General features: G+C 30.4%; 15 protein-coding genes. 3 read left to right on the top strand and 12 right to left on the bottom strand.

Annotation, left to right across the window (positions count from 1 at the left end):
- Positions 1 to 50: 50 nt before the first annotated feature.
- From AC5SL9_RS02225 to AC5SL9_RS02215, 3 genes are read left to right on the top strand one after another with little or no spacing between them, the layout of a single operon-like run.
- Complete coding sequence (locus tag AC5SL9_RS02225) at positions 51 to 335, top strand: UxaA family hydrolase (protein ID WP_006997074.1); 285 nt, start codon at positions 51 to 53, stop codon at positions 333 to 335.
- Positions 336 to 340: 5 nt separating this feature from the next.
- Positions 341 to 1,507, top strand: a complete 1,167-nt coding sequence (locus AC5SL9_RS02220) for a UxaA family hydrolase (protein ID WP_006997075.1) — start codon at positions 341 to 343, stop codon at positions 1,505 to 1,507.
- A gap of 18 nt (positions 1,508 to 1,525) precedes the next feature.
- Positions 1,526 to 2,599, top strand: coding sequence for a YeiH family protein (locus AC5SL9_RS02215; protein WP_494574275.1), 1,074 nt, complete (start codon positions 1,526 to 1,528; stop codon positions 2,597 to 2,599).
- Here AC5SL9_RS02215 and AC5SL9_RS02210 read toward each other — a convergent pair.
- From AC5SL9_RS02210 to AC5SL9_RS02155, 12 genes are all read right to left on the bottom strand, one after another.
- Positions 2,596 to 3,678: a sulfite exporter TauE/SafE family protein gene (locus AC5SL9_RS02210; RefSeq protein ID WP_011281987.1), complete on the bottom strand. Its 1,083-nt coding sequence runs from the start codon at positions 3,676 to 3,678 to the stop codon at positions 2,596 to 2,598. The genes AC5SL9_RS02215 and AC5SL9_RS02210 overlap by 4 nt on opposite strands.
- A 27-nt stretch (positions 3,679 to 3,705) precedes the next feature.
- Positions 3,706 to 3,840, bottom strand: coding sequence for a hypothetical protein (locus AC5SL9_RS02205; RefSeq protein WP_006997078.1), 135 nt, complete (start codon positions 3,838 to 3,840; stop codon positions 3,706 to 3,708).
- Between the two features lie 67 nt (positions 3,841 to 3,907).
- Positions 3,908 to 4,258 carry a hypothetical protein gene (locus tag AC5SL9_RS02200; RefSeq protein WP_006997079.1) on the bottom strand — a complete coding sequence of 117 codons (351 nt, stop codon included), beginning with the start codon at positions 4,256 to 4,258 and terminating at the stop codon, positions 3,908 to 3,910.
- Between the two features lie 18 nt (positions 4,259 to 4,276).
- Positions 4,277 to 6,136 carry an adenylyl-sulfate reductase subunit alpha gene (gene aprA, locus AC5SL9_RS02195; RefSeq protein ID WP_271564760.1) on the bottom strand — a complete coding sequence of 620 codons (1,860 nt, stop codon included), beginning with the start codon at positions 6,134 to 6,136 and terminating at the stop codon, positions 4,277 to 4,279.
- Entirely contained in the window at positions 6,136 to 6,606 is a 471-nt protein-coding gene (gene aprB, locus AC5SL9_RS02190; protein WP_011281984.1) for an adenylyl-sulfate reductase subunit beta, read from the bottom strand. Before aprB ends, aprA begins: the two co-directional genes overlap by 1 nt.
- 20 nt (positions 6,607 to 6,626) lie before the next feature.
- Positions 6,627 to 7,421, bottom strand: a complete 795-nt coding sequence (locus AC5SL9_RS02185) for a hypothetical protein (protein ID WP_011281983.1) — start codon at positions 7,419 to 7,421, stop codon at positions 6,627 to 6,629.
- Positions 7,422 to 7,525: 104 nt separating this feature from the next.
- The gene (locus tag AC5SL9_RS02180; protein WP_011281982.1) at positions 7,526 to 7,960 is read right to left on the bottom strand and encodes an HIT family protein; all 435 of its coding nucleotides are present in this window, start codon (positions 7,958 to 7,960) and stop codon (positions 7,526 to 7,528) included.
- Complete coding sequence (locus tag AC5SL9_RS02175; RefSeq protein WP_041185785.1) at positions 7,929 to 8,699, bottom strand: aminotransferase class IV; 771 nt, start codon at positions 8,697 to 8,699, stop codon at positions 7,929 to 7,931. Before AC5SL9_RS02175 ends, AC5SL9_RS02180 begins: the two co-directional genes overlap by 32 nt.
- On the bottom strand, positions 8,662 to 9,219 hold the full coding sequence (locus AC5SL9_RS02170; protein ID WP_011281980.1) for an aminodeoxychorismate/anthranilate synthase component II: 558 nt from the start codon (positions 9,217 to 9,219) through the stop codon (positions 8,662 to 8,664). Before AC5SL9_RS02170 ends, AC5SL9_RS02175 begins: the two co-directional genes overlap by 38 nt.
- Positions 9,216 to 10,379, bottom strand: coding sequence for a chorismate-binding protein (locus tag AC5SL9_RS02165; protein ID WP_271626431.1), 1,164 nt, complete (start codon positions 10,377 to 10,379; stop codon positions 9,216 to 9,218). Before AC5SL9_RS02165 ends, AC5SL9_RS02170 begins: the two co-directional genes overlap by 4 nt.
- Positions 10,380 to 10,382: 3 nt before the next feature.
- On the bottom strand, positions 10,383 to 11,603 hold the full coding sequence (locus AC5SL9_RS02160; protein WP_271622941.1) for an MFS transporter: 1,221 nt from the start codon (positions 11,601 to 11,603) through the stop codon (positions 10,383 to 10,385).
- On the bottom strand, positions 11,600 to 12,775 hold the full coding sequence (locus AC5SL9_RS02155; RefSeq protein WP_494574274.1) for a trans-sulfuration enzyme family protein: 1,176 nt from the start codon (positions 12,773 to 12,775) through the stop codon (positions 11,600 to 11,602). The genes AC5SL9_RS02160 and AC5SL9_RS02155 overlap by 4 nt, the downstream gene beginning before the upstream one ends.
- Positions 12,776 to 12,916 lie beyond the last annotated feature (141 nt).

Here is a 12,916-nt window from a genome sequence, read left to right as displayed (position 1 = left end):
GATTAATATATAAGATTTAAAAAATTTCAAACAAACAAATCGACACAATTATGGCTACAGATATTATTATACACGACGAAAAAGACAACGTAGGAGTAGTTGTTATTGATAAAATTACTCCAAAACAAGATTGCGCATGTTGGATTATGGAGAATGATAAAACAGTTCAAATTCAATCAGTAGATGAAATTCAATTAGGACATAAAATTGCAATGGTTGACCTTAATGAAGGTGATACTATTTTGAAATATGGTCATGATATTGGAAAAGTAGTTAAATCAATCAAAAAAGGTGAGCATGTTCATGTTCACAATGTAAAAACGAAGAAGTGGTAAAAAATATGGAAATTCCAAAAAGTTTTTTAGGTTATAAAAGAGAAAATGGCAGAGTTGGTACTAGAAATCACGTAATCATCTTACCTGTAGATGATATCTCTAATGCTTGTGCTGAAGCTGTAGCAAATAATATTAAAGGTACGATTGCCCTTCCTCACTCTTATGGAAGACTTCAATTTGGTGCTGATTTAGATCTACACTTTAGAACAATGATTGGGACTGGAAAAAACCCTAACGTTGCTGCTGTAATTGTTATTGGAATTGAACCTAAATGGACAAAAAGAATTGTTGATGAAATTGCTAAAACTGGAAAACCAGTTGAAGGATTTCATATTGAAAGAACTGGTGATATTGGAACAATCATGAAGGCTTCTAAAAAAGCTCAAGAATTTGCAATGTGGGCTTCTGAAAAACAAAGAGAAGAGTGTCCTTTAAGTGATTTATGGATTTCGGTTAAATGTGGTGAATCTGATACAACATCAGGTCTTGCTGCTAACCCAACAGTTGGAAACTTAATGGATAAATTAGAGCCATTGGGAGTTCATTTATGTTTTGGTGAAACCTCAGAGTTAACTGGTGCTGAAAAAGTTTGTGCTACACGTGGGGCCACTCCAGAAGCTTCAGAAAAATTCATGAAAACTTGGAGCGATTACAACGACTTTATTTTAAAAGAGGCGACAGATGATCTTTCTGAAAGTCAACCAACTGCAGGAAATATAGCAGGTGGATTAACTACAATTGAAGAAAAAGCATTTGGAAATTTCCAAAAAATTGGAAATTGTAAGTTTATCGATGTTTTAGAACCAGCTGAAGAACCTACTAAAGGAAAAGGATTATACTTTATGGATACTTCATCTGCTGCAGCAGAGTGTATTACACTTCAAGCAGCTGCTGGATTTAACATTCACTTATTCCCAACAGGTCAAGGAAATATAGTAGGTAATCCAATTGAACCTGTTGTAAAATTAACTGCCAACCCATTAACTGTAAAAGGTATGGGTGAACATATTGATTGTGATGTATCGAAAATTTTATCTCGTGAAATGAATTTATCACAAGCTGGTGATGAATTGATCAAATCAATGATTAGAGTTGCTAACGGTAGATTAACTTGTGCTGAAGCTTTAGGTCATAAGGAGTTTGTTATGACTAAACTTTACAGAAGTGCTTAAAAATTTATCTATAAAGTAATGTTATTTAAAAAATATCTGGTCATTTTACCAGGTATTGTTTTAGCGTTTGTTCTCTACAGTTTATCTCAAGGATTTAATAATATTATTGGTATTGAATTATTAGGTTACGATAAAAGTCCAATATCGACAGCCATGATTGCTATTTTACTTGGAATGTTTTTTGGAAATATATTCAAAATGAGAGATAACTTTGTAAAGGGTTTGGACTTTACTCAATCATATATTCTAAAACTTGGAATAATTTGTTTAGGAATTCAATTAAAACCTTTTGAGTTTTTAGAATTTGGAGCTGTGGCAATACCTTTAATTATAATTTGTATTGTAACAGTACTAATAGTTATAAAACTGTTAATTAAAAAACTTAAAATCCCGACAAGAATGGCTTACTTAATATCTATTGGTAGCACAGTTTGTGGGACAACAGCAATTATGGCAACTGCTCCAGTAATTGGTGCAAAAAAAAATGAAGTATCATATGCAATTGCTAACATCACTTTGTTTGGAATTTTATCGATGCTTATATATCCTTATTTTGCTAATTATTACTTTGATGCTGAACCAATGTTTGTTGGTTTATTTTTAGGTACATCAATTCATGAAACATCACAAGTTGCTGCAGCTGGACTTATTTACGATCAACAGTTTAACAGCCCAGAAACATTGAATATTGCAACTGTCACAAAATTAATAAGAAATACTTTTTTGGTAATAATGATTCCATTATTTGCATTTCTTTATAATAGAAACAATGTTGTTAAAAAAAATTACTCAATATTGGCTATTTTCCCTTATTTTGTAATAGGTTTTGTAGTTATGATAATTTTAAGAAATATTGGGGATCAATTTTTTTTAAACTCATATAATAATTTATGGCTGGAGACAGTTGATATTATCAAATCATCTTCAAAAGTATTTTTAACAATGGCAATGGCTGCTATTGGTTTATCTACAAATCTGAGAGATCTTAAAAGTATGGGTTACAAACCTTTTTTAGTCGGATTTATAGGGATGGCTACAGTAGGTTTGGTAAGTATTTTGAGTATAGAATTCTATATTAACTTTTTAAACTAAGACTTCTTCAGTAACATCTTTTTTTTGAAATTAGAGAAAATACGTCTAATAAGAGCAGCTCCTACACCTAAAAGAATTGCAAACATAATTGAAAATAATCCGTAAAAGAATGGCATGTCTTCTGAAAATTCTAAAATAAATAATGAGAAAAAATTCAAATCTGCATTTAAAACTTGTATTATTTCTTTTTCAGTTTGTTCTGCAAAAAAAGTTTCATAGGCAATAGCTATTCCAACTATCAATAATAAAATTGCCAGTAATGCTTTTAAACCTGAACTATCAATTTTTTCACCAAGTTTCTGTCCCGCTTGAACCCCTACAATTGATCCAATAACTAACATAAATACCAACATTAAATCTATAGAACCAAAATTAATTGAATGCAAAAAAGTAACTATGACACTGACAAAAATTGTTACAAACAAAGAAGTTCCTGGAACTAATTTTGTTGGCATTTTAATTATATAAATCATTGCGGGTACTAATATAAAAGCACCACCTATCCCCATTATAGCGGCAATAAATCCTACAACTAAACCAATTATAATTGGAGTAAAAATACTTTCGTATAATTTTGATTTTGGAAACCTCATTCTTAATGGAAGACCATGTATCCAATAATGAACGTGTAATTTTTTTTTAACTACAAGATTTCTTTTTGCTCTGTCTATTTCTCTAAGACTTTCAACCAACATTAATGTACCAATAATTGCAAGTATATACATGTAGGCTAAAGAAATAACCGTATCAATTTTTCCAATACCTTTAAAATATGTAAAAGTATAAATACCTAAAGCTGTTCCAATTGATCCACCAATTACAATCATAAGACCCATTTTGTAATCTAAAGTATTTTTTAAATAATGAGTTGTTGATCCTGATACTGATGTTGCAAGAATATTGTTAGCTTCATTTGCAACCGCATATGCAGGTGGCACGCCTAAAAAAATTAAGAATGGCGTCATTAAAAAACCACCCCCAACACCAAATAAACCAGAAAGTACTCCAACGATTGCACTCAATAAAAGTATTTCAATTGGGTTAACAAATACTTGAGCTATTGGTAAAAATACATCCATAAAAAATTATTAGTCTTTAAAAACAAACTAATTAAATGTGATAAAAGTTCCAACTAAAATAACACCCCAATAAGCAGCTAAGCTAACAAAGATACCTGTTTTGATAATAGTTGCCTTAAAATCTAAAATTCTTTTTAATATTTTTATGTTGGAAATTGACATTACAACCGTCAATACACCCAGTTAATTATTTGTCAAATAAATATTTAATATAAAGTGATTTTTTTTATTAGTAGATTGTTGCTCCAAAAACCTTAACATCATCACCCTCGATACCAAGAACCAATCTTCCTAAGAACTCACCTTCAATCTCCTTACTTCTTTGTTTAAATAGAACGGTGATGTTTTGACCTCGTCTTAAACAACCAAATGCTTGGTAGTCTTCTTTTAGGCTTGTTAAAAGTTTATTATTAGCCCACTGTTTACCAAGCTCTACTTCATTTGCTCCAAATAACATTTGAGTTCCAAAATCTTTAGTAAAACCACCATAATCTTTCATATTGGAAGTTTTAACAAGATTATCCCAAATAGGATTAGCAATTGCTATAATCTCATCATCAGATTTCTCTAAAAGATTCATAATTTAAGTTTAACTGTTTTAAGAAGCTTTTTTCTTCTCGTTCTCGTCAACTATGTGGTAAACCGGCACTTTCTCAAGAGAGAATTTACCAGTTTCAGGATCACGTCTAGAAACTGTTAAACAATGCCAATTATCATCATCAAGTTTCATATGGTCACCTCTGTAATAGTAACCAGGCCAACGTGTTTCTTCTCTAAACATTGTGTGTTCAGTTACACATTGAGAAGTTAAAGCTCTGTGTTTTAATTCCCAAGCTCTCATAAGTTGGTGCAAATCTTCAGCTCCTACTTTTTCTAAATCTTCCTCTAGCCAAGCAAGTAATTCTAGGCCTCTTTTAAGCATATTACCATTTGTCATGTAGTTAGTTGCAATACCACCAACATATTCGTCCATAATTCTTTGTAAACGTTGAAGACCTTGAATAGGAGAAATATAACTTGGTGAAACTGTTCCACCTGTGATCTCATTTTGAGCTACTTGGTATGTCTCTAAAGGTTTGAATACAGCAGTTTTAAAGTCTTCACATTGTTTATCAGTAACTTTAATACCTTCTGCTTTTTTATCTTGAATATATTTAACAGCAGCTTTTGCAGCTAAACGACCTTCAGTAAATGATCCAGAAGAAAACTTATGGGCACTTCCACCTACAGTATCACCTGCACCAAAAAGACCATCAATTGTTAACATTCTGTTATAACCCCAGAAATATTCTGGTGGAGATAAATCTTCAGGTCCACTAACCCAAGCTCCAGAGCATGTTGCATGAGAACCCATAACATATGGTTCAGATGTAGTTAATTCTGGATTTGTGTATTTAGGATCTATGTTTTGAGATGCCCAAACAACAGCTTGACCAACGGTCATACCTAAAAAGTTTTCCCAACCAACTGTTTCTAAATGTGGATCTTGGAATGCTTCAGTAGTCACCATATGAATAGGTCCACCACCTGCAATAGTTTCTTGTATAAATGCATGGTTTCTTAAACATGTTGGTGTTGGATGGTGATCAATATACTCACCAACTAATTCTTTAGTTTGGTCATACCATTTCTTTTCATAATTCTCTCCATTTGCATTTTGAGTATATGTTTTAAGGTGTAAGAAGTATGCTCCAACCGGACCATAACCATCTTTAAATCTACATAACACAATTCTGTTTTCCATTTGTGTCATTTTAGCTCCAACAGCGATAGGTAATGCATAAGCTGAACCATTACTCCATGGTGCATACCAAGTTCTTCCCATTCCTTCACCGACTGCTCTTGGTTTGAAAATGTGAGATGCTCCACCTGCTGCAACAATTACAGTTTTTGCTCTAAATACATGGAAGTCACCAGTTCTCATATTAAAACCAACAGCTCCACCTACTCTATTTTCTTGAGCCTCATCCATTAAAAGATGAGTAATCATTATTCTATTATAAATTTTGTCAGCTGATTTTTTTGCAGCTTCTGCAACGATTGGTTTATAACTTTCACCATGAATCATAATCTGCCATTTACCTTCTCTAAGGTAACGACCTGTTTTTTCATTTTTCATCATTGGTAAGCCCCATTCATCAAACATATGAACCGTTGAATCAACGTGACGAGCCATGTCATAACCTAAATCTTCTCTAACCATTCCCATTAGATCATTTCGAGCGTATCTTACGTGATCTTCAGGTTGGTTTTCACCCCACTGCATACCCATGTAACAGTTAATAGCGTATAAACCTTGAGCAACCGCTCCGCTTCTATCGATATTAGCTTTTTCAACACAAATAATTTTCATGTCTCTTCCCCAGTGTCTAGCTTCAAAAGTAGCACCAGTTCCAGCCATACCGCCACCAACAACTAGAACATCGCAATCTTCAAAATGTGTTTTATGCTTAGCCATTAGTAGTAAACCCCTTTTTTAAATGAATCTTTTGGCACTACTGGTAATTTACCATCAATATTTAAACCATTAGGCTCAGTGTAAAGCATTTGAGAATTGATCTCACCTTGATTAGGTTTTTCACCTTCTGCTAATTTAGGAATAAATTTTCCCCAAGGTTTTGTTGTAATTGGAGATACAAAATCTTTTGTAGTTCCATTTCTAAATTTAATTTTCCAAGAAATAGTTCCTTTTTCTTCTTCACGTCTAACTCTTACACTGTGACCCATAGGAGCAAAGTCAGCATAACCACGAACATCAATTGCATGATTAGGACAAGCTTTTACACAAGAATAACATTCCCAACAAAAATTTGGTTCAATATTTACTGCTCTTCTAATATTTTCATCGATGTGCATTATATCTGATGGACAAATATCCACACAGTGACCACATCCATCACATCTCGTCATGTATACAAAAGTTGACATATTATTTTACCTCTCTCTTTTTAATAATGTTTTGGTTGTTCTCTTTTAATTCCTAGTCCAAATTGTTTTGGTGCATCTGCAAGTGGAGGAAGATTGTCTCTTGATCCGTCTGCTTCTGCTAAGTTTTTTTGGATTGCTGCACCAGGTTTATAAAACATATGTGCAAATTTTGACCAATAAACTCCCCCAAATAAAACAATGTTTGAGGTAATAAATAAAATTAAAAATAAATATCCTAATCCAGCTGATCCTGAAGATTGAAAGTATGACCAAGCAAGTCCAGTAGTAGCACATGCAAGAAGTGCTAAAACAAATAAGTCAGCTTTAATAATTCTATACCAAGGATGAGCTTCGGCTAACACATCCACTCTTAAAAATAACCAAAACCAATATCCACCTACACAAGTCATAATTGCTCCGACATGCCAAATTATAGGCCAAACTGTCGGTGTGGTAGTTCCTTGTGCTGTATAACAAAAAACCATTACAACAGATGCAACCCAAAATAAAATAGTTCCATACATTCCCATAACGTGTGCAACTCTTCTTTTACCAGCTCCAAGCTCTGCAGTAGTTGCGATATCATGAGCTACAGTTTTTAAAATAATTGATGTTTTTTCTCCAGCTCCTAATTCTCTTTCAGCTGCTAATTTTGCTTTTTTTGCATTATTAAAAAAGTAAGTTACATTTTTATGATGGATCATCTGAACTATTGTTCCAATAATAATTAAAGCAATCATAGCTAAAACAAAAAATTGTATGGCTGCAGGAGATATTGTTTCAGCTAAAACTGAAAAAGGGTTAATTGACATCATAATTAGTAATACCTTTATTTAGAATCTATGTTGATTGTGATTATTTAGTACAGATGAAATAATAGATCAACCGTTTTGTATGGGTTATTTTACCATATAAGATTTTACACCTTACGCTTGTAATGCTGTTTCTTTGGTATAACCGACCGAACTCCTCCTTGTGGGTTATCAACATCGCCTTCTCTACGAGGAATTAGATGAATATGACAATGCAAGATTGATTGTCCAGCAATAACTCCAGCATTTGTTCCAATATTAAAACCTTTAACTGCCGGATCTTTTAACAATATTTCCTCTTTAATTTGTTTGATTAAGTTATTGCAAGCAATCACTTCATCGTCATTTAAATCAAAATAATCCACAACATGCCGTTTTGGAATAATTAAACAATGGAATTCGGACACTGGATATGTGTCATAACTAGCATAAGCCAAATCATTTTCAGCAGCTAGTCCACTTTGTTTGGAGTTGCAGAATAAACAAGGATTATTTGGGTCAAACATAATTTTATCTATAGATAGAGCATTTGTTAACTTCATTTTTATAAAAATTAGATAGTTTTTTATAAAATTTAAAACTTTTTCTCTTCCACTTGATTTCATTAATATTTTTTATTGAAGCAACACCTTTTCCAGAACCAATGAGAAGAATTTCACTAAATTCAGATAAAGTTTTTATCAATATATCTTTGTTAATAATCTTACCTAATTTTTTATTAAAAAATTTATAGGTAATGCCCTTATAAATATTATTAATTGGAGAGTACACTTTATCATCTTTTATAAACAGCATATTTGAAGTTCCACTTTCTAAAATTGTATTCTTGTAACAAAGACCAACATCTGAAGTGGTATTATCCATTTTAGATAAATGCTTTAATATAAAGTTATATTTAAGATTTTTAAATTTAGGGTCAAATCGTTTGTGACGGATAAGCTTTAAATTAAAATTTAATTTAGGAGTTTTTCTGTTTCTCAAAGAAATTGATATCATCTTTTTATTCACTGCAACTCTAAGAAGATGATTATAAGATCTTTTTTTATCAATATTCAGTTTGATTAATTTAAGAATATTTTTTTCAAGATTTGGGTTATTTAATTTATAAACTTTTAAAGATTTTATTAAATTTTTAATATGTTTTTTAAAAAAAAGTATTTTAGCAGGTTTTCCAAAAATCCACATTGTAGTGAATACACCATTATCCCCCCAAAGATCTTTAAAATTAATCTCTTTGTAAGTTTTATGCTGATAAGATTTTTTTAATAAGTAAGTTACCATTTTCAGTTAAAAAAGATTCAGGATGAAATTGAAAGCCAAATATTTTCTCTTTATTATTTTCTATTGTCATTGCTGTATTTGAAATAGCACACCTCATTGTAATTTCAAAATTTTTTGCAGCAAACGGCTCTTTTAATTTTAGAGAGTGATATCTACCTACAGTAAATTGACTATTTTTTTTAAACAATGAATTTTTGCTAGTTACTTTTATTTTAGATTGGAAACCATGGTAAATCTTTTTTTGTTCAACTATTTTTCCATTTTCACAATGAAGAATTTGTTGAAACCCAAGACAAATTCCAATAATTTTTTTTTTACCTTTAAATTTTTTATAAATCTCAGAACTAATTGGATAATCTTTCGGAGCACCTGGACCTGGTGAAAAAACAATAATATCTGCTTTTTTTAATTTATTTTGATTTATTTCATTAAAATTAGTGCAAACAACTTCATCAAAATTTTGAAATTGATGTACTACGTTTTGAGTAAAAGAGTCATGATGATCGATAATGTATATCATTTATAAAGATCCATTAATGACTTTGCTTTAATATAATTTTCATTAAATTCATGAGCTGCATTACTGTCAATTACAACACCAGAGGCCACAGAAATTTCCGATTTACCTTTAAAATTTAATATTGATCTAATAATGATATTAAACCTCATATCTCCATTGAACTTTAAGTAACCAAAGCTACCTGTATAAATATTTCTACTTTGTTTTTCCTGTTTGTTTAACAAATTTAATGTACTAATTTTAGGACATCCTATTACAGATCCTCCCGGCATCATTGCCTTTATAATCTCTAATGAGGTAACTCTATTTTTGAGTTGTCCTCCAATTAAACTCACATAATGATAAAGATCTTTATATTCTTCAACTATCTTTTTTTTTAAAATTTTTACTGAACCTGGTTTACAAATTTTAGATAAGTCATTTCTTTCCATATCAACAATCATGTTGTGTTCTTTGGATTCTTTTAAGTTTTTTCTAAAAAAAGTAAGGGCTTTATTTTTATTTAATTTTTTAGTTTTCTTTAAAGTGCCTGCAATTGGTTTTGTTGTTATAAAATTATTTTTTTTTGTTATCAAATTTTCAGGAGAACAACTTATTATTGAATAATTTTTATCCTTAATCATAAATGCTTCAGGCGCCATATTGCTTTTTACAAGTCTACTAAAAAAATCTAAAGCATCTATTTTTGATTTATTACTATATTTAGTACAAATTTTAATCTGATATGTTTCTCCAGATTTTATTTTCTTTTTAAATTTATCAAATATTACCTTATAGGATTTTTTATTAATATTTATTTTGAATAAATCATTAGAATTTAATGATCTTGTTTTTTTATACTCAAGGTTGTTTGGAAGTTTTATTTTTGTTTCAGGTTTATAAAATATGCCTTTAGGGAAATTTATTGTTTTTTGTTTTTTTATTTTTACTTCAATTAAATTATTTAATATTTCATAGCCAAAAAAACCAATAAACAGATCAGTTTCTTTATAAGGAAGTTTTAACCTATTATTTTCGTTAATAAATTTTTCAATATTATTATTGTTTAAAATAATCTTTTTTGAAAAGTCTGTATAAAGATCAAACCCTTTATCTGATTTATAGATTATAAAGGGTTTCTTTGAATTATTTAAATCTAGTAAGTAGTTTTTCTTATTCAATTTTTATTCTGTTTTTAGTCTTAGAACTGCTTCTTCTTTAATTGGTAGATGTATTATTGCTGCAAAAATAGATAAAACAATTGCTAAATACCAAGCATAATCATAAGAGCCATATAAATCATGAAATAGTCCTCCAAGAAATGCTCCAAAAAATGAGCCTACTTGATGACTTAAAAAAACTATTCCATACAGAATACCAAGATATTTTGTTCCAAAAATATGAGCAACTATTCCACTTGTAGCAGGCACTGTTGATAGCCATAAAAAACCAAAACTTGCACCAAAGATAAATGCATTAATGTTACTTGCGGGTAAAAATATAAATAAGATAATTGAAATTCCTCTTAATGCGTAAATAGAGCTTAAGATAATTTTTTTACTAATTTTCGTAGATAAGTATCCACTTAATAAAGAACCAAATATATTAAATAATCCAATTAATGACAATATTGCAGCAGCCGTCCAGCTTTCTAAGCCTCTATCTATTACGTATTTTGGAACGTGTGTTCCAACTAAAGTTATATGAAAACCACATACAAAAAATCCAGAGACTAAAAGTATATAACTTTTGTTTTTGAAGGCTTCCTTAAATGCCTCTATGGCGCTTTGGTTGTTTGGTTTTTCAATAGACTGAGCAGCAGATGGGGATCTCACAAAAAAAGCTATTATAAGTCCGATAAATAAGAATATTGTGAATACAAAAAGTGTATCCACCCATCCATTTTTAATTAATGAATAGCTCGTATAAAGTGGTGAGATAAAATAACCCAAAGAACCAACAGCTGTAACAATGCTCATTGCTATTGTTCTATTTGATAATGGAAAATGCTTTCCAACAATTGACATTGGAATACTAATTGCAGTTCCACCTAAACCAATTCCAACTAAAAGTCCTAAATCGATTTGAAAAAAAATTCCAGTATTTGGACCAGCATACAAAAAATAAATTCCCAAAATATAAAAAATAAAAGCTAAACAAATTGCTTTGTGTCCACCATATTTATCTGCAATGGCTCCAAATATAGGACCTGTTAAACCCCACATTAACATTTGAATACCTATTGCTAATCCAGATTGGGTTATTGAAATATCTAGGTCATTTTTAAAATCCATGAAAAACAAACCAAAAGTTTGCCTAACACCAAGAGAAATTAAAACTACAACACAAGCTGCAATCAGCGTTATTAAAGCTGTTTTATTTTGAATAAATTTTTCTGAACTCATTTTATATATTTAAGAGATTTTTTTAAATCATCAATGAGGTCTTTTGGGTCTTCTAAACCAATATGCAATCTAACTAAATGTTCATCTTTTGCTAATTTTAGATATTCTCTATTACCTTGTTCACGTTTATCTTGATATAAAGCAAGGCTTTCAAATCCACCCCAACTATATCCATAACCAAATAATTTTAAAGAATTAACAAACTTAATTACAGAGTTTTTGTTTTTTGATTTAATTTTCAAGCCCATCAATCCTGAGGCACCAGAATAATATTTTTTCCACATTCTAAAATTAAAGGAATCTTTTTTATGAGGATATAATAGTTTTATATTTTTATAATTAGATAAAAACTCAGCTACTTGTTTTGCACTTTTTTCATGTTTGTCTAATCTAACATCTAAAGTTCTAAGTCCTCTTGTTATTAAATACGCATCATCAGGACCAAGCCTTAAACCAGTTATTTTATTCGCTTTATCAACTTGTTTAAAAGCTTTTTTATTAACAGCTAAACTTCCACCCATAACATCTGAGTGGCCTGAGTAATATTTGGTAGCAGATACAATGGACATATCAAAACCAAGTTTAATTGGTTTTAAAAAATAAGGAGTTCCCCATGTATTATCAATTACAGAAAAAATTTTATTCTTTTTTGCAATTGATACTATTTTACCTAAATCCTGAAAATCAAACGTATTGCTTCCAGGATTTTCAACAAAAATTAATTTTGTTTTTTTTGTAATTGCTTTTTCTAAAGTTTTCAAATCATGTGGGTCATAAAAAACAGATTTTACATTAAATTCTTTTAAGAAGTCTTGAGTTAAAATTCTCGTAGGTGAATATGTTGGATCGGCCACAATAATTTCATCACCAGGTCGAACAACGCTAAATATAGATAAGAAAACTGATCCAAATCCAGTTGGTGTTAAAAACACATGATAACACTCTTCCATTTCTTTAAGTATTTGTGATAAAACATGGGTTGTTGATGTTCCTTGTCTTCCATAATCAAAATGTCCACCTGTTGGATCTTTTTTGCTCTTATCCTGCATTTTTCTAATATCTTGCATGGATTTGAAGATAATAGTCGATGCTCTTACCACAGGGGGGTTAACTGACTGATTATGGTAATCTTTTGCAGTATGTTTAAGAAAAGTCTTGAATGATTTAGTCATAAAAAATTTGATAAGTTAAAGGGAGAATGCTATATCCCTCCAATAACGTCAATAAAATTATAAATAGGATAGTATGGGTTACCCAAAAAAACACAGAGGTCGAAGAAAACAGGGCTCTAAAAAAAGAAGAGCTAAAAGAAA

This window comes from Candidatus Pelagibacter sp. PS_37, assembly GCF_059417825.1.
This window is presented reverse-complemented; position numbering and strand designations above follow the sequence as displayed.